Origin of the sequence: Pedobacter sp. L105 (assembly GCF_009765875.1) — a bacterium.
Lineage (GTDB): Bacteria > Bacteroidota > Bacteroidia > Sphingobacteriales > Sphingobacteriaceae > Pedobacter.
The window spans coordinates 713,188-736,587 of the sequence record NZ_LMUP01000002.1; the positions used below are offsets into that span (position 1 = coordinate 713,188).

22 protein-coding genes and 1 riboswitch are annotated in these 23,400 nt (G+C 43.5%); of the genes, 10 read left to right on the top strand and 12 right to left on the bottom strand.

Annotated features, from left to right (window positions below):
• Positions 1-1,329, bottom strand: a complete 1,329-nt coding sequence (locus GSQ84_RS04280; RefSeq protein WP_158796004.1) for a cytochrome ubiquinol oxidase subunit I — start codon at positions 1,327-1,329, stop codon at positions 1-3.
• A gap of 84 nt (positions 1,330-1,413) precedes the next feature.
• Entirely contained in the window at positions 1,414-2,697 is a 1,284-nt protein-coding gene (locus GSQ84_RS04285; protein ID WP_158796005.1) for an NAD(P)/FAD-dependent oxidoreductase, read from the bottom strand.
• 157 nt (positions 2,698-2,854) lie between these two features.
• Here GSQ84_RS04285 and GSQ84_RS04290 point away from each other — a divergent pair, with 157 nt between their 5' ends.
• Positions 2,855-3,370, top strand: a complete 516-nt coding sequence (locus GSQ84_RS04290; protein WP_158796006.1) for a hypothetical protein — start codon at positions 2,855-2,857, stop codon at positions 3,368-3,370.
• Between the two features lie 2 nt (positions 3,371-3,372).
• On the opposite strand, the gene GSQ84_RS04295 is transcribed toward GSQ84_RS04290, so the two are convergent.
• From GSQ84_RS04295 to thiS, 8 genes are all read right to left on the bottom strand, one after another.
• Positions 3,373-6,063: a trehalase family glycosidase gene (locus GSQ84_RS04295; RefSeq protein ID WP_158796007.1), complete on the bottom strand. Its 2,691-nt coding sequence runs from the start codon at positions 6,061-6,063 to the stop codon at positions 3,373-3,375.
• Positions 6,064-6,134: 71 nt separating this feature from the next.
• Positions 6,135-6,866: a DUF481 domain-containing protein gene (locus GSQ84_RS04300; RefSeq protein ID WP_158796008.1), complete on the bottom strand. Its 732-nt coding sequence runs from the start codon at positions 6,864-6,866 to the stop codon at positions 6,135-6,137.
• A gap of 241 nt (positions 6,867-7,107) precedes the next feature.
• Positions 7,108-8,229, bottom strand: a complete 1,122-nt coding sequence (gene thiH, locus GSQ84_RS04305) for a 2-iminoacetate synthase ThiH (RefSeq protein ID WP_158796009.1) — start codon at positions 8,227-8,229, stop codon at positions 7,108-7,110.
• On the bottom strand, positions 8,222-8,986 hold the full coding sequence (locus GSQ84_RS04310; protein ID WP_158796010.1) for a thiazole synthase: 765 nt from the start codon (positions 8,984-8,986) through the stop codon (positions 8,222-8,224). The genes thiH and GSQ84_RS04310 overlap by 8 nt, the downstream gene beginning before the upstream one ends.
• Complete coding sequence (locus GSQ84_RS04315; RefSeq protein WP_158796011.1) at positions 8,967-9,587, bottom strand: thiamine phosphate synthase; 621 nt, start codon at positions 9,585-9,587, stop codon at positions 8,967-8,969. Before GSQ84_RS04315 ends, GSQ84_RS04310 begins: the two co-directional genes overlap by 20 nt.
• Positions 9,587-10,177, bottom strand: coding sequence for a thiamine phosphate synthase (locus GSQ84_RS04320; protein ID WP_158796012.1), 591 nt, complete (start codon positions 10,175-10,177; stop codon positions 9,587-9,589). Before GSQ84_RS04320 ends, GSQ84_RS04315 begins: the two co-directional genes overlap by 1 nt.
• A complete protein-coding gene (thiC, locus tag GSQ84_RS04325) occupies positions 10,177-12,060 on the bottom strand; it encodes a phosphomethylpyrimidine synthase ThiC (protein WP_158796013.1) in 1,884 nt (627 codons plus the stop codon). The genes GSQ84_RS04320 and thiC overlap by 1 nt, the downstream gene beginning before the upstream one ends.
• Positions 12,061-12,104: 44 nt before the next feature.
• Positions 12,105-12,308, bottom strand: a complete 204-nt coding sequence (gene thiS, locus GSQ84_RS04330; RefSeq protein WP_158796014.1) for a sulfur carrier protein ThiS — start codon at positions 12,306-12,308, stop codon at positions 12,105-12,107.
• A gap of 57 nt (positions 12,309-12,365) precedes the next feature.
• A riboswitch (TPP riboswitch) is annotated at positions 12,366-12,453 on the bottom strand.
• A gap of 239 nt (positions 12,454-12,692) precedes the next feature.
• Here thiS and GSQ84_RS04335 point away from each other — a divergent pair.
• The 3 genes from GSQ84_RS04335 to GSQ84_RS04345 are packed head-to-tail and all read left to right on the top strand — an operon-like array spanning position 12,693 to position 14,575.
• Positions 12,693-13,334: a FadR/GntR family transcriptional regulator gene (locus GSQ84_RS04335; RefSeq protein WP_158796015.1), complete on the top strand. Its 642-nt coding sequence runs from the start codon at positions 12,693-12,695 to the stop codon at positions 13,332-13,334.
• Between the two features lie 6 nt (positions 13,335-13,340).
• A complete protein-coding gene (locus GSQ84_RS04340; RefSeq protein WP_158796016.1) occupies positions 13,341-14,174 on the top strand; it encodes a sulfite exporter TauE/SafE family protein in 834 nt (277 codons plus the stop codon).
• Between the two features lie 5 nt (positions 14,175-14,179).
• The gene (locus GSQ84_RS04345) at positions 14,180-14,575 is read left to right on the top strand and encodes a DUF1634 domain-containing protein (RefSeq protein ID WP_158796017.1); all 396 of its coding nucleotides are present in this window, start codon (positions 14,180-14,182) and stop codon (positions 14,573-14,575) included.
• 2 nt (positions 14,576-14,577) lie between these two features.
• Here GSQ84_RS04345 and GSQ84_RS04350 read toward each other — a convergent pair whose 3' ends face one another.
• Positions 14,578-15,786 carry an MFS transporter gene (locus GSQ84_RS04350; RefSeq protein WP_158796018.1) on the bottom strand — a complete coding sequence of 403 codons (1,209 nt, stop codon included), beginning with the start codon at positions 15,784-15,786 and terminating at the stop codon, positions 14,578-14,580.
• 104 nt (positions 15,787-15,890) lie between these two features.
• Between GSQ84_RS04350 and GSQ84_RS04355 the strand changes: the two genes are divergently transcribed.
• Positions 15,891-16,763, top strand: coding sequence for a LysR substrate-binding domain-containing protein (locus GSQ84_RS04355; RefSeq protein WP_158796019.1), 873 nt, complete (start codon positions 15,891-15,893; stop codon positions 16,761-16,763).
• Here the strand turns inward: GSQ84_RS04355 and ribB are convergent, their stop codons facing one another.
• Entirely contained in the window at positions 16,764-17,414 is a 651-nt protein-coding gene (gene ribB / locus GSQ84_RS04360) for a 3,4-dihydroxy-2-butanone-4-phosphate synthase (RefSeq protein ID WP_158796020.1), read from the bottom strand.
• A gap of 192 nt (positions 17,415-17,606) precedes the next feature.
• Here ribB and GSQ84_RS04365 point away from each other — a divergent pair, with 192 nt between their 5' ends.
• The 5 genes from GSQ84_RS04365 to GSQ84_RS04385 all read left to right on the top strand — a co-directional run bounded on the left by GSQ84_RS04365 (position 17,607) and on the right by GSQ84_RS04385 (position 23,400).
• Positions 17,607-19,997 (top strand): heavy metal translocating P-type ATPase metal-binding domain-containing protein, encoded by a 2,391-nt coding sequence (locus tag GSQ84_RS04365; RefSeq protein ID WP_158796021.1) that lies wholly within the window; start codon positions 17,607-17,609, stop codon positions 19,995-19,997.
• Positions 19,994-20,209 (top strand): cbb3-type cytochrome oxidase assembly protein CcoS, encoded by a 216-nt coding sequence (ccoS, locus tag GSQ84_RS04370; protein ID WP_158796022.1) that lies wholly within the window; start codon positions 19,994-19,996, stop codon positions 20,207-20,209. Before GSQ84_RS04365 ends, ccoS begins: the two co-directional genes overlap by 4 nt.
• Positions 20,210-20,278: 69 nt before the next feature.
• Positions 20,279-22,390 carry a cytochrome-c oxidase, cbb3-type subunit I gene (gene ccoN, locus GSQ84_RS04375; protein WP_158796023.1) on the top strand — a complete coding sequence of 704 codons (2,112 nt, stop codon included), beginning with the start codon at positions 20,279-20,281 and terminating at the stop codon, positions 22,388-22,390.
• Positions 22,391-22,397: 7 nt separating this feature from the next.
• On the top strand, positions 22,398-22,577 hold the full coding sequence (locus GSQ84_RS04380) for a hypothetical protein (RefSeq protein WP_158796024.1): 180 nt from the start codon (positions 22,398-22,400) through the stop codon (positions 22,575-22,577).
• Positions 22,561-23,400 (top strand): cbb3-type cytochrome c oxidase N-terminal domain-containing protein, encoded by an 840-nt coding sequence (locus GSQ84_RS04385; RefSeq protein ID WP_158796025.1) that lies wholly within the window; start codon positions 22,561-22,563, stop codon positions 23,398-23,400. The genes GSQ84_RS04380 and GSQ84_RS04385 overlap by 17 nt, the downstream gene beginning before the upstream one ends.

A 23,400-nucleotide genomic window follows, 5' to 3' on the forward strand; every position in this document is an offset into this window, starting at 1 on the left:
TTATCGTGTTTTATGATCTGCGGATGAATCGTATAATTTGCCTACCATAGTAATTTGCCGAAATAGCAGCAAACTTACGATGATGGCCAGCGAAATATATACCGCTGTAAAAAGGTAAAAGGAATAAGCGATGCCTGGCATTGGCGTAACTGCTTCAGAGGTACGCATCACGCCATAGATAATCCAGGGCTGCCGTCCAACCTCTGTCACTGTCCAGCCGGCTTCCAGGGCTAGATAACCCATAGGCGTAGCGAGAACAAATAATTTCAGCAGCCATTGGCTGCCAGACCAGCTTCTCTTTTTTATCAGGGCGATGAAATAGATCACCGAAATAGCCATCATGGCCATTCCCAGTCCCACCATGATCTGAAAAGCGATATGGGGAACAACTACTGGCGGCTGATCTTTTTTAGGCACACGGTCCAGCCCCTTTACTTCAGCATTAAAATCATGTGTAGCCATAAAGCTTAACAGTTTCGGCACCTTAATCGCGTAATTAACGGTTTTCGTAGCCGTATCGGGGATTCCTCCGATAACCAGGGGAGCACCTTTTTCTGTATGGAACAGTGCTTCCATTGCAGCTAGTTTTGCCGGCTGTCTGTGGGCAACGTCCCTTGCAGAAATATCCCCGCTCAGCGGTTGAAGGCAAGCTGCAACGGTGGCAAAAATCGCTGCTATACGAAAAGCCTTACTGTGAAAATCTGTATTTTTCCCCTTTAAAATCATCAGGGCATGTACACCTGCAACGGCAAAACCTGTAGATACAAATGCGGCAATACACATATGCAACGCTTGTGAAAACCAGGCTGCATTAAACATGGCTTTCATCGGGTCTATGTCCAGGTACTGGCCATTAACAAAATCAAAGCCCGAAGGGCTGTTCATCCAAGAATTGGCAGCAACCACCAGGATGCCCGATAACAAACCGGTGATACCTACCACTACACCTGTAAACCAATGGAACCAAGGATGAAAACGGTTCCACCCGTACAAATAAAACCCTAAGGCTATCGCTTCAATAAAAAAGGCCGTTCCTTCTAAAGAAAAGGGCATTCCAAAAATGGGTCCTGCATGCTCCATAAACTTGGGCCATAACAGTCCCAGCTCAAAAGACAAAACGGTACCCGAAACGGCGCCCGTTGCAAAAAAGATAGCCACTCCTTTGCTCCATGCTTTGGTAACGTCAAGAAATACTGGTTTTTTCTTCTTTAGCCAGTAATAATGGGCAGTACACATAAAGAAGGGCATGACCATTCCTATACAGGAGAAAACGATGTGGAAGCCTAAAGAAAAGGCCATTTGAAGCCTGGCAGCGAAGAAATCATCCATAAGGGCAAAAGTAATAGCTAATGCAATACAGTGTGTATGAAAAGCCGTTACTTTTGCCTGATGAATGTAATATTAGCTGGAGATTTAGTGTAAAGTTTTCTTGGTGGCCGGCCTTACAATCATACGCAGCGACTGGTCATTAGTCAGGTAAGCCACAGCCCAGTTGTAGAGTGTTCTGATCCTGTTCCTGTAATTCACCAGGGACAGTAAATGGATAAATAACCACATCATCAAGGCAATGAAACCACTGAAAAACAATTTAGGTTTTGGCAGGTCGGCAACAGCTTTATTTTTACCAATAATGGCCATCGACCCTTTATCGTGATAAGCAAATGGCTTCAACTCTTCATTTTTAACGCCTTTAATCATGTTTTTCCCCAACAGATCGCCCTGCTGGATGGCCACTTGTGCCACTTGCGGATGTCCCTGAGGAAAGTTTTTATCGGTCAGTTGTATACAGGTATCTCCAATGGCATATACATCTTCCATTCCCAATACCTTATTGTAGGCATCTACGGTCATTCTTTTACCCCTGCCATAAGAACTCTCTGGAATACCTTTAAAAACAATAGCTGTAACGCCGGCTGCCCAGATCAGGTTTTTAGTCTGTATCGTATCTCCATTAGCAAAATGAACGGTATCATCAGTAAAGTCTTTCACCATTGCATTCAGCCTGATCTGTACACCATTTTTAGACAGCGTATCATAAGCATATTTTTGTGATTTCTCACTCATGGGTGTCAATAATGCTTTTAGACCATCAACCAGGTAAATATCTCCGTTGGAACCTGCCAGTTCGGGATAATCTTTAGCAACAATGGTTCTTTTCATTTCGGCAAACATTCCGGAAATCTCTACCCCTGTAGGTCCGCCGCCGGCAACAACTACGGTCAATAGTTTTTTCCTTACCTCAGGATCAGTTTCACGGGAAGCCTGTTCTAATCTTTCCAATAGTGTATTCTTCAATTGAAGCGCATCGGAAATGGTCTTCATCGGAATAGAATTTTTTTCTACGCCTTCCATTCCAAAATAATTGGTGATGCAGCCTGTTGCAAAAACCAGGTAATCATAACTGATTTCCCCGGTAGAAAGCACCAGTTTTTTCTGGTCAGGAAGCACCTCTTCCAGTTCTCCCAATCTAAACGAAAAATTCTTTACACCCCTGAACAATTTACGGAACGGATAGCTGATATTCGAAGTTTCAAGGTAACCTGTAGCTACCTGATAGATTAAAGGAGGAAAGAAGTTATAATTGTTTTTATCAACAAGAACAACATCGAAGGCGTCGTGATCAGATAACTTTTTCGCCAGGTTTACACCGGCAAAACCTCCGCCTACGATGACTATTTTTTTTGGATTAGGGCTCATGCTTAAAGCTGTTAATGGATTAACTTGATGTCTAAACAACAAAAAATGTGCAAAGTTTCACCGAAAACATCATTATTATGCAATGTTTGACACCTAAATTTCACCTGCACAATGATATTAATCACTATTTAAGTAATTTCACAAAAAACACAATTATATGTCTGATTCTAGCCAGGAATTTACCGCACAAAAGCCCCTCACACTTCAGAAAGGCAGATATGTATGCATTGATGACCTAAAAGAAGAACAAAACGCAGGTAGCACAATTCCTTATTTCAGTGCAAAAGCTATCCTGATCGTGGAAAAAGAAAGATCATTGACAGGGGATATTAAGACCGTCAATCTCAGCGATCTCATCTTAAAACAATCTACCTATATGGATGAAGGTGGAAAGGCCATAGAAGCCCATAAGTTATATACCTGGCCACGTAACCTGGGCAGCACTGCAGCATGGACCGCTGCCAAACAGGAGTTCCTCAATCAATTTGTGCTTAATTTCCCCATCGAGGTGCTCTCCCTGCAAGAGGAGCGCGGTGTAACCTGGAGATACATTACACCAGAGAACTTTAAAACATTCCCTGATGATATCATTGCAACCCCTGCTTTTATGGAGTTTGCAACCCATCGCAGCGAATATTTTTTTCTGCGCCGTCCTTTATATTCCCCGAAATAAGATTAGTTAATCCTGATTACCCTTAGCTCATCCAGCATAGCCTGGTTAATTTCTCCGTTCATATTTTCATTCCAGTCTTCAAAAGAAAGGGTGAACTGATGAGATCCGCTGGTAAGTTCCACAATGTTCGTATTGCTGTAACCCCAGTCAGACCACTCATCCTTTCCGCGCTGCGGAAAAACAAAAGTGCCCGCAAAAACATCATCTACACTAAATGTCCTTATAGCACATTTGTTATCAGTATTGGTAGGCCCGTTTCCATTGGAATACCGGAAATCAAGCGCATAAGTACCTCGCTCGGGAACATTAACCTCTATGGTAACCTTCCTGTTTTTTGTTTTGCTGATCTCGATGAAACCCCTACCAGAAAAGCCTTTGTAAGGAAGCTCTGATTTTTCCGCTACCAATGCCAGATCGATGAGCTTTATTTTTTCAGGCGCATAGATCAATACCGGCTCGCTGGCAAATGATGGTACGCCTTCCGCATCTTCAGCAACTACCTGATATTCTCCGCTATTAGGTGCCACATAATCTAAACCATTTATTTTATCCGTTTCTTTTCCATTACGAATAATGCGGTAAGCCACAGCACCTTCTACCTTATTCCAGCTGATCATCTCTCCCCCAAGCTTGATTAGTGGTGCAGCAACAGAAAATTTATTCTTCACCAGACCTATTTTACCTTTTTGAACCTGATTATTGGCAAGTGCAATTACAATTTGATGCGTACCCGTTAAATTTGAAGGAACAGTGGCAGCCGGCAAAACCTCCCCGTCGAGGGTAATAGATTTAATGATATTGCCAAAACCGCTCAGGGTGATGTCGAGTACAGCATTTCGGTATTTAAAGTTATTCAGCGTACGTTTTCCTTTTAGGATTTCAGGCACAAAAGGTTTAAATACCAAAGAATTTTCATGGATATCCATACCAAATAGTACCTTATAGATTATACTGATATTTCCAGATAAACTCCATAACATGTTGCTGGAGTTGATCACCGTCCCCGCAAAATCTCCTGTAGAAGAAACAAAATTTTCTTTGTTAGTGAGAAACAGTGCTGCCGGCCGGTAAATCGCACTCATACTTCGCATCAAAGCGTCTGCATTCCCGGTTTTCGCGACTGCAAGAGACCAATAGGATTGTACAAAAGGCCATACTGCATCGTTGTGGTACGGAGGAATGTTTGGGATCTGCGGATAGATACAGGGAATACCAAAATTAGTTACCGGTGTGTTGGCTATTACCGACTTTTGTCTTTCCGGGTCGGCAATACCAAATAAAACAGTCAAGGCTTCACCCAGCGCTTCTGAACGGGGAGATAAGAGCTGAAACTGGCGTCCATATAAGTACTGGCCATAATAGCCTTTTCCCTCCATCCAAAGATGGTTGTTGATACCGGCTTTAATCTGTTCTGCTATCTCCGAATATTTCGCAGCAGCATGATCGTCTTTCATCAATACTGCCATTTGCGATAGCACCCGGTTGGTCTGGTAATGAACAGCATTGGTACCCAGGTTTTCAGATGCGTAAATATCAGCAGGTTCCATCCACTTCGGATAGGTCTGCTCTCTCCAGTCCAAAAAAGAAGACTCACCTTTAACCAGCCCGGTCTTAGGATCGTATATATTTTTCAGGTCGTCCTCTACCGAATTTTTAATCACCTGATAAGCTTTCGCCAGCCATTCCTTATCTCCCGTGGTTTTGTAAACCTCCCAGGCAGCAACCGCCCAGATCATCCTGTCTGACGAAACCGGCCATGAACCTCCCGATCCTGTATCCTGGATAATCCTGTCATTTTTTACTTTTCTCAGCAGGCTGTATTCAGCTACTTTAGGCTGCAGCGTAGCCATGGAAAGGATAATACTGTAACTGATGTCCCTGGTCCAAACGCCTGCCCATTCTTTTCCAGTCCTAAAAGTGCTGTCTGGTTCTACCGCATTCTGCATCTCTTCCAGAGAGAGGTTGTACAGCGCATCCATCATTGGAACATCAGATTTATATTGAGGAAAAGCAGTGATGTCTTTAGATAATGTCCAGGAAGAAGCTGTTGTCTTTTTTGCCTGTGGTTTATTCATTTCAAGGCTGAGCGTAAAAATGCCATCACCATCGGTGTCATGTAATTCAAGTTCCTTATGGTTCCACAGATTATCAAAATCCCAGGTCAGGGGAATAATACTTCCGGCAACAAAAACACCTTTAAAATCTGCCTTGTAAATTTTAGTACCGTCATAGGTGGTATAAAATCCTTTGTCTCTGAAGTCAGCCAGTACATCACGCATATCCAGGCGGATCGTAAGTTTTGTATCCGGTTTAAGAAAAACACCTTTCCCAACTGTACTTCCATCTGCGGAAGGATGGCCAAAACGGATCACTGGTGTTTCAAATACACCATTAGACGATATGATATTGATCAGGTGGTTTTTTCCGGGCGCCATTTCATTGTCCTTGCCATTTAAACTGAATTTAAAGGCTAAAGCAGGACTGATCTCCAGGTTAACAGGACTTTCATAATTAGAGGTTAATGAAGTCTCCGACAAGGCCGTAGCCTCAAATTTACCCTGGTTAACTTTATTTGCTGATATACTATAAAAGTCAGACTGATAGATTTTATCCATAGGTTTTCGCGACTTACATCCTGTTAAGGAAAATAATAAAAGAGAAGGAATGATGATACTGGAATATACTGACTTCATTGTTCGTAGGCGTAGATAATACAAACATATCTGAATACAGCCGTCCTTTCAAACTAATCCTCTATAATTTACTAAAAAAACTTTTCAAAAGCGAGTCCGTAAGTAAACAGCAGATTGTCCCGGTCGGTTCTCGACGCACGGTTATAACTAAATGCAGTAGTTAAATTCAGATATTTATTGAGTTTAAAAGCCAGGTTGGAATCAGACTTCAGGTTATAATCATCTTTTCTGCTTAGCGAAGGCTGATAATAGGAAGAACTATTTAGCACGATAGACTTTATGATCGTAAATTTAAAAGCCAGTCGAAGAGAGTTTCTATAAGTCTGGTAAACATCCCTGACGTTATCCGTCAGTATTAAATCACTGCTATCGAACAAAAGGCCATCGCTGATATTCAGATAAGCATCTTTTTTGTCAATGATATTATAAGCTACCCCTGCCCCTGCCAGCAACTGGTTATTGATCTTTAATGAAGCACTGGTATTATAATTGGCCAATCCCCAGTAAAAAAAGTGAGGTATGTTACTGTATAAATTAAAATATAGCGTAGAAGAAAAATCATTATTTGTCAATGCCTCATTTGATTTACCATATACCCAGGTATTAGTAAAATTAAGGTCGAACGTTTTCTCCTTAATGCCAAATTTGGCCGCATTGTTAATCAGATAGGTATTCCCGTCATTCGTCTTGTTGATCGAACCCGTTGCAGCATAATTAACCGAGTAATGGGTACTGTCAGTGAATTGTGCGTAACAATTGGCTGAGAACAGGAATAGTGCTGAAATAAGTAAGTATCTGAACATAAATAATCAAAATAACCCTAACACGGCCACCTTAAGTTTTGTTTGAATTTGTAACTGATGACTTTCGTTTGAGCGATGGTCAATTCACCAAAGACCCACTCAAATTGACACTTATTATTAATAAATTAATTTTAAAAAATATTTTAAATACAAATACTTTATTTTATATTTGTATCGATATTAGAGACAGGAGAAAAAGCTAGACAGCCTTAGGGCAGGATTTGACATCAAGATCAATGCCCTAAAGCCCAATCAAACTACTATCCCAATCCTTCCATACCGTTTCATACCCCTGTTTTCTTAACATATCGGCAATTTCCGCAGGGCTCCTTTCATCAGAAATTTCAAACTGCTCCAGCGATTCAGGTTCCACAGCGTAACCTCCGGGATTAGTCTTTGAACCCGCACTAATAGCGGTAATCCCAAGATTCACAATATGATCACGGAAAACAGTCGACTCCCTGGTAGAAATAGACAACTCCACTTCCTCATTCAGCAATCGATAAGCACAGATCAGCTGCACCAGCTCTCTGTCGGTCATCTCCACTTTTGGTTCCAGTCCCCCGCTAAAAGGGCGAAGCCGCGGAAATGATAAACTGTATTTGCTCTTCCAGTATTTCTTCTCCAGATAGCCCAGATGTAAAGCCGTAAAAAAACAATCTGTACGCCAGTCTTCAAGCCCTATCAATACCCCCAAACCCATTTTGTGAATACCGGCCTTACCCAGCCTGTCCGGTGTTTCCAGCCGGTATTCAAAATTCGACTTCTTACCCTTCGGGTGATGTTTCTTATAATCTTCCCTATGATATGTTTCCTGATAAACCAATACGGTGTTTAAGCCAAAAGGGATCAGCTCCTGATAATCCTCCAGGTCTAACGGCTGCACTTCCATAGAAATATGAGAAAAATGTGGGCTAATCAGCTCCAATACCTTTTTAAAATAATCTGTATGTACTGACTGGTTAGACTCGCCTGTTACCAGCAACACATGGTCGTAGCCCATCTCCTTAATCACAGCTACTTCCTGCATGATTTCCATTGGAGACAGCGTTTTACGCCTCACCTTATTGTCATAACTAAACCCGCAGTACGTACAGATATTATTACATTCATTGGAGAGATAAAGCGGAACATACAGCTGCATCACCTTTCCAAACCTTTTCAGGGTAAGCGCGCGGCTCAGTTGTGCCATTTGTTCCAGGTAAGGGGCTGCAGCCGGGGATATCAGTGCTTTAAAATCTTCCAGGTTCCTAACCGTTTTCCCCATTGCCTGCTCTACATCCGCAGCTGTCTTCGCGTAAATGCTTTTACTGGTCTCTTCCCAGCTATAGGTATCAAAAAGTTCGCTGAAAGTATTAATCATTTAAAAAAGAAGTTAAAGGACTGCTGGCAACAGCCTGTGAATTGATCATACCCAATCTGGCTTCAAAAGCCATTCTTCCTGCCACAACTGCCAGCTTAAAAGCTTCGGCCATCGCTACCGGATCTCTGGAAACTGCAATTGCGGTGTTCACCAATACCGCATCTGCTCCTATTTCCATGGCTTTAGCTGCATCAGAGGGAGCGCCTATCCCGGCATCAATGATCACGGGCACATTACTCTGGCTAATGATCATCTCCAGGAAATCAATCGTTTTTAACCCTTTATTACTGCCAATGGCAGAACCTAAAGGCATTACAGCAGCCGTTCCGGCATCTTCAAGCCGCCTGCATAACACAGGATCGGCATGAATATAAGGCAAAACGATAAAGCCCAGCTTCGCCAGCTCTTCCGTAGCTTTTAATGTCTCAATCGGATCTGGCATCAGGTACTTGGGATCGGGATGTATCTCCAGTTTTATCCAGTTCGTTTCCAGCCCTTCCCTAGCCATCTGGGCTGCAAAAACTGCTTCTTTAGCATTTCTTACACCCGATGTATTAGGTAATAAACTGATATGTGAATGCCTCAGGTGACTCACAATATCATCATCCTGATCATTCAGGTCCACCCTTTTTAGGGCTACAGTAACCAGCTCAGAACCGGAAGCCAGCAACGACTTTTCCATTTGAGCTGCCGAACTGAACTTGCCTGTCCCGGTAAATAAACGTGAACTGAATATCTTATTTGCTATAGTTAACATAAAAATCTTTTTTTAAATCGTTTTCACGGGTTAATAATCCGGAAACGGCGATACCGTAAATTCCGGTTTTTAATATCGGATCAATGTCAGCCTGCTCAATCCCGCCTATGGCGATCACAGGAATGGTAATACCGGCCTCCCTCATTTGTTCCATAATGCGGATGTATCCTTCCATCCCCAAAACAGGACTCAGGTTTTTCTTCGTAGATGTAAACCGGAAGGGGCCCAGCCCGATATAATCAACACCTTCTGCTGTGCGTTGCAAAACATCTTCAAAAGTATTTGCTGTACCGCCGATGCAGCTGTCCTTTCCTAAAATAATCCTTGCTTCAGGAACAGGAATATCATCCAGCCCAAGATGTACCCCATAAGCCCCGCATAACAAAGCGATCTCCGGGTAATCATTAACAATTAATTTCGCCCCGTATTCCAGGCATAAACGGTTGGCTTCAAGAGCCAGCTCCAGGATCGCCGATTGTGGCTGTTCTTTTACCCGCAGTTGTATCCATTTACCTCCTGATCGCAATACTTTTTCTATGGCTGTCAGGTGCGACCCTTGAGCAGGGGCCTGCGATATATAATGTAGTTTACTAATATCCATTATTGTAAATCAGTTAATGCCTGTTTGATTTTTTTAAACTCTGCTACAGGAGAACCTTCCTGGTGCCATAGCGCCCCTAATACTGCAGCGCCATCAAAATTCATGGCGCTCAGCTGCTTTAGGCGCCCTGCGTTTACCCCGCCTATTGCAAAGATCTTCTCCGCGTGCGGCGGCAGTACAAAACCGGACTCCAGCACAGTGTTATAACCAGCTTTCGAAATACTATTGAACACCGGTCCGTAAAAAACATAATCCAGATCGGGCAGCTCTTCTAAATGATGCACAGAACTGCTCAGGCAGAATCCCTGTCCCCGAAGTTCATCCAGCTTGGCAATGCTCATGAGTTTCCGGTGCTGCTCAGTAAAATGTAGGCGCCTTAATGAAAACTCTTCGGCCAGTTCATGGTGCTGATGGATAGCAATAGCCGGATGATATTCCGGCTGTATATCCATCAGCAGTTTCCTGAATTGCTCTTCATCATTATCCGGTTTCCTGAGATGAAGCAGATGCAGGCCCGCTGTAAAAAGTTCATTGATCAGCGGGCCTTCTCCTTCAAAATACTCAGGCAGTGTAACTACGATGAGTTCCATTACAAATAAATTTCACTTCCCTTTTCTGTAAACTCTTTCGATTTTTCTTCCATGCCTTTCGCTAAAGCAGCAGCTTCATCTACCCCCTGTTTGGCAGCATATTCCCGAACATCCTGCGTGATCTTCATCGAACAGAAATTCGGCCCGCACATAGAACAGAAATGGGCAATCTTTGCGCCATCAGCCGGAAGCGTTTCATCATGAAATTCTTTTGCCGTATCCGGATCAAGGGAAAGATTAAACTGATCTTCCCACCTAAATTCAAACCGGGCTTTGCTCAGGGCATTATCTCGATACTGCGCTCCAGGATGCCCTTTAGCCAGATCCGCGGCATGGGCCGCGATCTTATAGGTGATCACTCCATCCTTCACATCTTTTTTATTCGGCAAGCCCAAATGCTCTTTAGGTGTCACATAACATAACATTGCTGTTCCGTACCAGCCAATCATTGCTGCTCCGATAGCCGAAGTAATATGATCATATCCCGGAGCGATATCCGTAGTCAGAGGGCCTAAAGTATAAAAAGGGGCTTCACCGCAATGTTCCAGCTGTTTTTCCATATTAGCCTTGATCATGTGCATCGGCACATGCCCCGGTCCTTCAATAATCGTCTGCACATCATGTTTCCAGGCGATCTTTGTCAGTTCTCCCAGGGTTTCCAGTTCTGCAAATTGGGCAGCATCATTTGCATCTGCCAGGCAGCCCGGCCTTAAACCATCACCCAGTGAAAAGGCAACATCATAAGCTTTCATGATCTCACAGATCTCCTCAAAATGGGTATATAAAAAGCTTTCCTGGTGATGTGCAAGGCACCATTTCGCCATAATTGAACCGCCTCTGGAAACAATGCCCGTAATCCTTTTGGCAGTTAGCGGTATATAACGCAGCAGAACACCTGCATGAATGGTAAAATAATCTACCCCTTGTTCTGCCTGTTCAATTAAGGTATCCCTGAACAATTCCCAGGTAAGGTCTTCCGCTTTACCGTTCACCTTTTCCAGTGCCTGATAAATAGGTACCGTACCAATCGGCACTGGTGAATTTCTGATGATCCACTCCCGCGTTTCATGGATATTTTTGCCGGTAGACAAATCCATGATCGTATCTGCACCCCAGCGGCAGGCCCATACAGCCTTCTCTACTTCTTCCTCAATACTGGAAGTAACCGCAGAATTACCAATATTAGCATTGATCTTAACCAGAAAATTACGGCCAATGATCATGGGCTCCGACTCCGGATGATTAATATTGGAAGGAATTACCGCTCTTCCGCTGGCTACTTCCTGCCGCACAAACTCAGGGGTAATATATCCCTGTGGGGTATTGGCACCAAAACTATTGCCGGCATGCTGGTGGTTCATGATCCCCGCCTGCTCACCCAGCTGTTCGTTCACCAGGTCTATCCGCTGATTTTCCCTGATGGCGATATATTCCATTTCGGCTGTAATGATCCCTTTCTTTGCATAATGCATCTGGCTCACATTGCTGCCTGCTGTAGCCCGGTAGGGCTGATGCTGAAAAGCAAACCTCAGCGAATCCAAAGTGGTATCTGCCAAACGTTCTGTTCCATAAGCGGAAGAGATCTGTTCCAGTTTTTCTACATCGCCCCTGCCGGTAATCCATCGCTCCCTGAGCCTGGGTAAACCGGCTTTGACATCGATCACCTCATCAGGATCGGTATAAGGTCCGCTGGTATCATAAATAGTAACAGGCGGGTTTTTCTCCGTTAAGCCAAAACCATTATGGATCTTGGTTTCACTCAAACTAATTTCACGCATGGCAACCTCAATATCATGAAGTTCACCTTTGACAAAGATTTTTTTTGATGCAGGGAAGGGTGTCCTGCTGATGACCTGCTCATCCGGGGTTTTTTCTACTTTCATGGCTTTAGTAAGTTTTTTATTTGAAATTTCAGAAGGAAAAAATACTATCCGCCCTGGGTAGCTTTAATGAGCACAACCTGGTCTCCGGGTTGCAGTACATAAGCCGGCCATTCAGATTTGGATACGATGGTCTGGTTCACAGCTACAGCAATTCCTGTCCCGGGAACGTTCAAAACAGCAGACAACAGCTGAGTTACAGACGATGGACCGCTAAGCGTAAAGAGTTGATTGTTTACAGTAATTTCCATTCTTTTAGTTTTTTCAACGATAGGAATGGCCTGTATCAGGAATGAAAAACAACAGAATATGTTGCTCTTACTTTTCCCTTCGGCAGTACTAACTGCATCAGGTTCAAAGGGTATTTCTCAGCACAAGGCACCCCTAAAGTTTTTTGTAAACCTATAACATTTTCCATAGCAAAAGAAATTATTCACAAGAATTTTGCATTAAATTGTCATATTGACAATCTGTTACTCCGGATTTAAATTAAACCAATACCTTTGAAACATCAGATGTTTATCTAATTGAAAGCAGGTTCCTGTTAAATCTTACCTGATTCATTACCTTTGGTCGCCAAAGACAGCCTGAAGACTCAAACAAATGTGCATTACTGAAAAAACAATTCATACCTCATGAAACTTTCCGACAAAGTGATCATCGCTATAAAAAATGATATAGCTACAGGGAAACTAAAAAAGGGCGAAAAGATCCCTGCAGAACCAGAATTAATGGAACAATATGAAGTAGGCCGTTCCACGATCAGGGAAGCGATCAAAACATTGGCTATCTCAGGCATATTAAAAGTACAGCAGGGTTCTGGTACTTTCGTTACTTCAACGATAAAAGACGAATCCCTTACCCAGCGCTTGCGCCGTGCCGATTTTGATGAGGTCAATACTGTCAGGTTCTTACTTGAAAAAGAAATTGCACGACTGGCCTGTGTAAACAGAACACCGGCCGACCTGGAGCAGATGCGGGAATTGCTGGAACAACGGCAAAATGCAATTGATATCAATCAGCAGAAAAAATGTGCTGAAGCGGATATTAAATTCCACATTAGCGTGGCCAAAGCTTCGGGTAACAGCATTCTGTTTGATCTTTACCAAAACTTTACTTCCGTGATGCGGGATTTTTTCTCCAAAAGGGATGAAGAAAATATCGCTTCTTTTGCGGCTAACCAGCAGCTGCATGAAGAGCTGGCCACCGCCATAGCCAACAGGGAACAGGATGCCGCAGAACAAGTTATAAAAAGTATATTACACAACAATTATTAATACAGCATGACTATTTTAACCTTTACCCTAATCCTGTTACTTGGAGCTTATCTGGCAGGATTAGCGGGTTCGCTCACCGGTCTTGGGGGCGGCGTAGTGATCATTCCATTGCTTACCCTGTTTTTCCACGTAGACATCCGTTATGCAATTGGTGCCGCCCTGGTAGCTTCCATTGCTACGTCATCAGGTTCCGCAAGTGCCTATGTAAAAGAAGGTATCACCAATATCCGCCTGGGGATGTTCCTCGAAATTGCCACTACTGCCGGAGCTGTACTGGGAGCTATCTTAGCTATCTACACCCCGGTTAATCTGGTAGCTATCCTTTTTGGCTGCACGCTGATTTTCTCGGCAGCCATGACCTTAAGAAAAAAACATGAAGGGGCACTGCAGGAAGGAAGTAAACTCTCCTACAAATTGAAACTGAACAGCAGCTACCCTACTAAAGAAGGCGAAGTAGAATATAAATTAACAAACATTGGCGCAGGATTTTCTATCATGACCGTTGCCGGTTTACTCTCCGGTTTACTAGGTATTGGTTCCGGCGCACTCAAAGTACTGGCCATGGATAGCGCCATGAAGATCCCCTTCAGGGTAAGTACCACTACCAGTAATTTTATGGTTGGTGTAACTGCCGCTGCCAGCGCAGTGGTCTATTTACAGCGTGGATATATTGACCCCGGAATTGCTTTTCCCGTAATTGTGGGTGTATTGGCAGGTGCTTTTACAGGTTCAAAACTGCTGATGAAAATCGATGTAAAAAAACTGAAGCTCATCTTCAGTATCGCCATTACATTAATTGCCATCAATATGATCTACAATGGTTTTAACCATAAATTTTAAGTCAGATGGATACAAAAGAAAATAAAAAAATGACCGACTATGATGTAGAACAACTGATCGGTCAGGTGTTAAGATATGGGGTATTAATTTCAGGCATCATCGCCATCATCGGAGGAATACTTTACCTGGTTCAGCAGGGAATGGGTATTCCGGATTATGGAACCTTCCATGGAGAAACAGCAGGTTTTACCAGTCTTACCGGAATCATTGAAGGCCTGAAAAATGGAAATGCAACTGAAATCATACAGCTTGGCGTAGTGGTAATGATTGCCACGCCTATACTGCGGATTATCTTTTCCCTGGTATCATTTGTTGTAGAAAAAGATAAACTCTACATCTTCATCACACTGATCGTTCTGGCCATCATCACCTTCAGTATGTTTGGCGGACTAAAAGTATAAACCTATACTACTTTAACTGCTGCCTGTCTGCTTCTGTAATAAACAAAGCCGGCGGTAGCAGTTAAACCAATCAGCCCTTCAATCAAAACCGCAGGTCTTGGGCCAACCACATGGGCTAACCAGCCAATCAATAAACTTCCTACAGGAATCATTCCCTGATAAGCCATTACAAAATAACTGATCGCCCTGCCGCGCATTTCAGGAAGTGCATGTGTTTGGATATAAGTATTGATCCCTGAAGTTTGTCCCATCATCCCTACTCCGGATAACACCATAAAGAATAAAGCCAGCGGCAATTGAGGCGCATAGGCCATCAGTATCAAGCTGGTTCCGAATATCCCTCCGGCAATAATAATCAGTTTAACCAGGATATCACTGTTTTTTAAATTAGCCAGGTATACGGCACTAACAATGGCACCCAGTCCAACGGCACTCTCAAACCAGCTGAAGGTTTTGGCATCGCCGTTAAAAATATCCTTGGCAAAAATTGGCATCAGTGTATTAAAAGGAATAACGAAAAGACTGGTCAGGGCAAGCACCATGATGATGCTGCTCAGTTCTTTATCGCCAGAGACATATTTAAAACCTTCATTAAGTTCAGTCCAGATGCTCTTTAACGGTTTAGCGATAACCGGAGTTTTTATATTCATCATAAACAAACAGATCAGCACAGGGATATAACTCAAAAAGTTACCGATAAAACAAACGTCTGTACCAAAAGTACTCAGGATAATACCAGCAATAGCAGGCCCTCCGATACGGGCAAAATTGGTCATCGTAGCATTTAAAGCAATCGCATTGGGAAGGTCATTCTTATCGTCTACCATTTCCACCATCAGCGACTGCCTGCAGGTCACATCAAACGCATTAATAATTCCCTGAACCAAACTCAAAGCGATGATGGCAAGGATATTTTTATAACCAAAGAAAATAATTCCTGCCAGTGCACCAGCCTGCAGCATAGATACCAACTGTGTAATCACCATGATGCGGTAACGGTCATGTCTGTCAACCAGGCTCCCTGCGTAAGGTGATAATACCAGCGATGGAATCAGGCTCACAAAGCCAACTACCCCAAGCAGCACCGCAGATCCGGTTAGCTGATACACCAGCCAGCTTACCGCTGTTTTTTGCATCCATGTACCGATGAGGGAAATAGACTGGCCATAAAAGAAAAGTTTAAAATTACGCGATTTAAGGGAACGGAACATTGTCATTGCGATAGTGTATATTTTACACCAGCAAATTTCAGCATTCTGAATCTATTTATAAAATTGATAGTTTTAATGATTTTGATTAGTTTTAACGATCGATTATGGAAGTCAGACAACTCAATTATTTTATTAAGGCAGCCGAAATGCTGCACTTTACAGATGCCGCAGCGGCATCGTTTGTCACCCAGTCTACCCTATCCCAGCAGATCAAACAGCTGGAAGAAGAATTGGGCATGCTGCTGTTTGACAGAATAGGTAAACAGGTGCAACTCACTGAGGCAGGAAATGTGTTTTTAATTCATGCCCGCCAGATTATCCTGGATATTAAAAAATCCAAACAGGCGATCTTTGAACTGGAAAACATGGTTAACGGAGAACTGAGGATTGGGGTAACTTATGCTTTTAGCTCGCTTATCCTTCCTGCACTTGGCCCCTTTTCAGAAAAATACCCCGGCATTACAATTCATATCGAATATGGAACCCCGGGCGAATTAGATAATAAACTCAAAATGGCCGACTTGGATATTGTTTTTGCCTTTCATGAACAGGCCGATAGTGAAGGGCTGGAAATGCAGCCCTTATTCTCCTCCAGGATCATGATGGTGGTGTCAAAAAATAATCCGCTGGCAAAACTGAATAAAATTACCCTCAAAGAATTGGGAAAAACGGAATTGATCCTGCCCAGCCAGGGATTTAGTTCCAGGGATATCATCAATGAGATTTTCAGAAAAAACCACATCATCCCGAATATTAAAATTGAACTCAACGATGTTCACTCGCTCCTCTCTATGGTAGAATCCGGTCACTGGGCTACCATCATCAATGAAAAAGCCATCATCACCTGGGATACACTGATCGCTGTTCCTATATCCGGAAAAGAATTATACAAACAGGCCTTTATCCTATGGCAGCAGGGTGCCTACCGTAAAAAATCGGCGGTATTGTTTATGGAAGAAATGTTAAAAATAGTATAACTATTTTTGCTGACAGAGCCTGTACTGGAAGATATCTTCTATAGAAACCACAACTGTTTGCTGCTCTTCTGCAAAAACTGCAATTTCCGGCAATCGCGCCATAGTTCCGTTTACGTTAGTCAGTTCGCACAATACGGCTGCAGGTTTTAATCCCGCCAGTACCATCAGGTCGATACTGCCTTCGGTATGTCCGCGGCGCCCAAATACGCCTTCTGCATTCGCCCTTAACGGAAATACATGTCCGGGCCTGGATAAATGCTCAGCCTTTGCCCCTGGTGCAACAGCTGCTCTGATGGTATGGATGCGGTCGGCCGCAGAAACACCAGTGGTTACCCCCTCTTTAGCTTCAATGGTAACCGTGAACGGCGTATGGTATTTGCTGGTATTCACATGCACCATAGGATGAAGCTCCAGCAGATCTGCCCTTTCAGGCGTAAGACAAAGACAAACGATACCGCTGCAGGTCCTGATCATTAAAGCCATATCCTCAGCCGTCATACTCTCAGCAGGAAAAATCAGGTCGCCCTCATTCTCGCGGCTCTCATCATCTACAACCAATACCCCTTTACCTTTCTGGAGACAGTACAGCGCATTTTCAACTCTTTCTTTAAAATCTTTTCCAAAACGCGACAGTTCATTCTGTTCTTCCATATTACATCAATTTTGATTGCTGCAAAAGTGACTATTTAAAAGCTGAATTCAAATGTTAATTTACACTTATGCGTTACAACACACACATAGGTGAAATGAAAAGATAAAATGACCTTTATCACTTTTTAAGCTTATGGCTATCATTTTAATACCAGAGCTTAACCTTCATTTTTGAGAATTAATAATTCCGGAATGAAAGAAAACATAAGCCTCTCCGTTCAAACACAATGTTATCATTGTGGAGACGATCTTCCTGCCGCTCCGTATGTATCAGATGACAAACAGTTTTGCTGCCTCGGCTGCAAAGGAGTGTACCAGATCTTATCCAGACACAACCTTTCCAGTTACTATGCTTATAACGAAGTCCCAGGTGCTTCACAAAAGAAAGCCGCGCAGCACTTTGATTACCTGGACGATGCCGGGATAGCCGCAGAACTGGCCGATTATACCGACGACAGCACAACTGTAATTACGCTTTTCATTCCGGCCATCCATTGCAGCTCCTGCATCTGGCTACTGGAAAACCTGTATAAGATTAACCCTTCTATCGTCCAGTCGCGTACAGATTTCTTGAAAAAGCAGGTCAGCCTTACCTTCAGGAACCAGCAGATCTCTCTGCGTAAAGCCGTAGAACTACTCACCGCTGTAGGTTATGAACCCCTGATCAGCTTACAGGATGTGGTAAAAAAACAACAGTCAGACCATTCAGAACGGAACCTGCTTACTAAAATTGCAGTGGCCGGTTTCTGTTTTGGCAACGTCATGTTATTCAGCTTTCCCGAGTATTTTGGCCTCAGCAGATTTGAAAATACCTTCCAGTCTTTCTTTGGGTGGATCAATTTAGCTTTCGCTATCCCGGTACTGCTTTACAGTGCGAGGGACTACTTTATATCTGCATGGACCAACCTTAAAAACGGGATCTTAAATCTGGACTTCCCATTGGCTTTAGGTATTGCAGTGATGTTTATCCGCTCTGCGGCAGAGATCATCACCCATTCGGGCGTGGGATTTATTGACACCCTATGCTCACTCGTATTTTTCCTGCTGATCGGTAAATGGATGCAGCAGCGCACCTACCATTATCTCTCCTTTGAACGCGACTACCGTTCTTATTTCCCTGTAGCCGTAACCCTGATCAAAGACGGCAAAGAACAGCCGCTGCCACTGAATGAACTGAAAACAGGCGACCGTATACTGATCCGCAGCAATGAAATCATTCCGGCAGATGCGATCCTCCTAAAGGGAGAAGCAAAACTTGATTTCAGTTTTGTAACAGGTGAAGCCTTAGCGGTAGAAAAAGTATTGGGAGAAGTGATCTATGCAGGCGGCAGGCAGTTAAACGGCGCCATAGAACTGGAAGTGGTGAAACCTGTTTCGCAGAGTTACCTGACCAAATTATGGAACAATGAAACCTTTGGGGCACGAAAAGACAACATCAAAACTTTCAGCAACACGGCGAGTAAATATTTCAGTATGGTGCTACTGGCAATTGCCATTGGCGCAGGTCTTTTTTGGGTATCAACGGATCTGAATAAAGCAGTAGCCTCTTTCACAGCGGTGCTGATCATCGCCTGCCCCTGTGCACTGGCATTGAGTTCTCCATTTACCCTGGCGGCGGTACTCAGCATATTTGACAAGAATAAATTCTATTTAAAAAACACTGCCATCATAGAAGAACTGGCCAGGATCAATACCATAGTATTTGATAAAACCGGAACGATCACCAATCCGGAATCTAAAGGGTTTGAATTTACTGGCCAGCTAAACCAGGAAGAAAAACAATGGCTGAGCGACCTGGCAAGAAACTCAGGTCACCCGCTGAGCCGCGAATTGGTAAAATGGCTGAACCTCAGCCCCTCATATCCTGTAGATCAGTACAGGGAAAAAGTTGGCCGGGGAATTAGCGGCAGGGTTAATGGTCATCAAATTCAATTGGGAAGTGCCACCTTTCTGGGTTTAACACAGCAGGATAAAGGAAGTGTAGTCCATATTTTAATAGACGGCAATTACCATGGTTTTTTCTTATCCACACAACGCTGGAGAACAGGCTTCAGACAGCTGGCGCAGAAATTAGGGCAACAGGCAGATCTGCACCTGCTGTCCGGCGATCAGGATCACGACCGCAGCCTGCTGGCCCCATTTTTCCAAAGGGCAGACCAGCTGCATTTTAAACAAAGCCCGCAGAACAAATTGGACTACATCCTCAAGCTGCAAAACAGCGGGGCCAAAGTGATGATGTTGGGCGATGGACTAAATGATGCCGGTGCGCTGAAACAAAGTAACCTGGGGATAGCCGTAACAGACAATATCAATAACTTTTCACCCGGCTGTGATGCCATACTGGATGGGGCGGCTTTTGAGAAAATACCGCAATTTATCAGGCTGGCCAAAGGTGCCGTCAGGGTGATCCATATGAGTTTTGTGATTTCACTGACCTACAATGCAGCAGGCTTGTTCTTCGCCGTACAGGGATTACTTTCTCCCCTCATGGCTGCTATCCTGATGCCTTTAAGCACCATTACCATTATCCTTTTTACTACCCTCGCTGCCCGTTTTTATGCAGTTAAAAACAAACTTTTATGAACATGATCTATATGCTGATCGGTTTCAGCATCCTGCTGGCACTGATTTTTTTAATCGCTTTTTTCTGGGCTAGTAAATCAGGACAAAACGATGATCTCTTTACACCAGCAGTGAGGATACTCTTCGACGACGAACCTGAAAAAGAAATTACCAAGGGCATACAGTTCACTCACAAAGATGAAAAAAGTGACAAAGATCATCCTAAGTCATAACAGCTATCATGGATAGGTCTTACCCTGCAAACTAATTTTACCCGCATAAACCACTACAACATTTTTCTCATGACTGAAAAATTTTATTACGACAACAAAACCGTCAGAAACTTCGCTATTGCCACCATCGTCTGGGGAATAGTGGGCATGACGGTAGGCCTTCTTATCGCCATGCAGCTGATTAAACCAGCCATGAACATGGGCAATCAATACACTACATTTGGCCGCATCAGACCCTTGCACACCAACGCGGTAATTTTTGCTTTTGTGTGTAACGCCATCTTTATGGGCGTTTATTATTCCCTTCAGCGCCTGCTTAAAACCAGGATGTTCAGTGATGTGCTCAGTAACATTCACTTCTGGGGCTGGCAGTTAATCATTGTAGCCACGGCAATCACCTTACCTCTTGGAATGACCACCGGGCATGAATATGCCGAGATGGAATGGCCGATAGATATTGCGATCACGCTGATCTGGGTCACTTTTGGGATCAATATGTTTGGTACGATCATCAAAAGACGTGAAAAACATATGTATGTAGCCATCTGGTTTTACATTGCCACCTTCGTGACAGTAGCGGTGCTGCATATTGTGAACTCCATTGAGCTGCCTATCTCCATGTTCAAAAGTTATTACGTATATGCCGGTGTACAGGATGCACTGGTACAATGGTGGTACGGACATAACGCTGTAGCCTTTGTTTTAACCACCCCATACCTGGGAATGATGTACTATTACTTGCCTAAAATGGCCGGCCGCCCAATCTATTCCTATAAACTAAGTATCCTCCATTTCTGGTCGCTGATATTTATCTATATCTGGGCAGGCCCTCACCATTTACTCTATACCGCCCTGCCGTCATGGGTACAATCTTTAGGAATCGCTTTTTCTGTCATGCTGATCGCACCAAGCTGGGGCGGGATGATCAACGGATTGCTTACCCTGCGCGGCGCCTGGGATAAAGTAAGGGAAGAACCTATCCTCAAATTTATGGTGGTAGGTATCACCTGTTACGGTATGGCCACCTTTGAAGGTCCTATGCTGGCCCTAAAACAGGTAAATGCAATTGCACACTATACCGACTGGGTAATTGCACACGTTCACCTTGGTGCCTTGGGATGGAATGGATTTTTAACCTTTGGTATCTTATACTGGTTAATCCCAAGAATCTACAATACCAACTTATACTCTAAAAAACTTGCTGCCTTCCACTTCTGGATTGGTACGCTGGGAATTATATTCTATGTAGTGCCCCTATATTTTGCAGGTTTCACACAAGGGTTAATGTGGAAAGAATTCACTCCTGAAGGTGTACTAAAATACCCAAGTTTCCTGGAAACGCTGAGACAGATTATCCCAATGTATATTCTGCGTGCCATTGGCGGTGCCTTATACCTGACAGGAGTTATTGTAATGACCTACAACCTGGTTAAAACAATGGCAGCAGGTAGCTTAGTAGCTAACGAAGCTGCAGAAGCACAGGCCTTAACTAAAGTATTTGTAGCGCAGGGAACAGACAAAGCATTACACAGAATGCTGGAACGTAAACCAATGGTGTTTATGGTTCTGGCACTGATCGTGATCCTGATTGGGGGAATGATAGAGATGATGCCAACCTTTACCATCAAATCAAATATTCCAACCATTGCCAGTGTTAAACCTTATTCACCACTGGAATTACAGGGAAGGGATATTTATCTGCGCGAAGGTTGTATGAACTGCCACTCCCAGATGATCCGCGCCCTGCGTTCTGAAACCGAACGTTATGGAGAATACAGTAAAGCAGGAGAGTTTGTTTATGACCACCCTTTCTTATGGGGATCAAAACGTATCGGACCGGATTTACAGCGCGAAGGCGGAAAATATCCAAATGCATGGCACTACAATCACCTGTTCGATCCGCAAACCATGTCGCCGGGAAGTATTATGCCTCCTTATGAATGGATCATCAACCAGAAACTGGACACCACAACTACAAGGTCAAAAATAAATGCCATGCGCACACTTGGGGTTCCATATGCAGTAGGTTTTGAAAACGAGGCCAATGCGAAACTGGACGAACAGGCAAAATCGATCGCTGCAGACCTGAAACAGAATAACATTAAAGTAAAAAGCGACAGGGAGATCATTGCACTGATCGCCTATATACAACGCCTGGGTACAGATATTAAAGCTAAATAATCAGAATATGTTTAAGCAATTTATAACTAGTGTTGACGGAAGCCTGGGGTATTTCGTTAGCTCATTTGGAATCTTTGCCGTGTTTTTTATACTCGTAACCGTGTTGATCCTCATGATGAAAAAAGAAGATGTTGAATATATGAAAGAACTGCCACTAAAAGAAGATCAGCATGAAACCACTAACTAGCACCAACTGGTCTACCGGAAATACATCTACAGATATCATGATCATCCTCATGCTGGTTACCGCATTGATGATCCTGGGAGTAGCTATACTCCTGCTCAAAGTGATCAGGTTTTATGTAGAGGAAACAAAAAACCCTACTGTTTTCGCTACGCCCGAAGAAAAGGAAAAACGCCGACTGGAAGAGGAAGCTTTAAGGGTGATGGAAAAACAGAAACCTACCCTCTGGACAAGGATCATGGAATTAAAACCCCTTGCACAAGAGAAAGACCTGGTAATGGACCATCAGTTTGATGGCATTGAGGAACTCGATAATCCTATTCCTGCCTGGTTCAAAGTCCTCTTTTACGCAACGATAGTTTTTGCGATCTGTTACCTGCTCAATTATCATGTGTACAATCAGGGTAACCCGCAGGAAATAGAATATGCAGCTTCCGTAGAACAGGCAGCCGTAGACAAAGAAGCTTTTCTGGCCAACCCGGCCAACGCAACTGCCAATAAAATCAACGAAAGTAATATTGTACAAAGTAAAGACCCTGCGGTATTAAAAAGCGGTGCCACACTATTTTCAACACATTGTCCTCCCTGCCACGGAGAACATGCCCAGGGAATTGTTGGGCCTAACTTAACAGATAAATACTGGCTGCACGGTGGGACGATAAAAGATGTATTCAGAACCATTAAACTGGGAGTACCTGAAAAAGGAATGATCTCCTGGGAGAAAACAATGAATGCCCAGCAGATCTCCGATATCGCCAATTACGTGTTATCGCTGCAGGGAACAAATCCTGCCGGTGCCAAAGCACCGCAGGGAACAAAATTATAA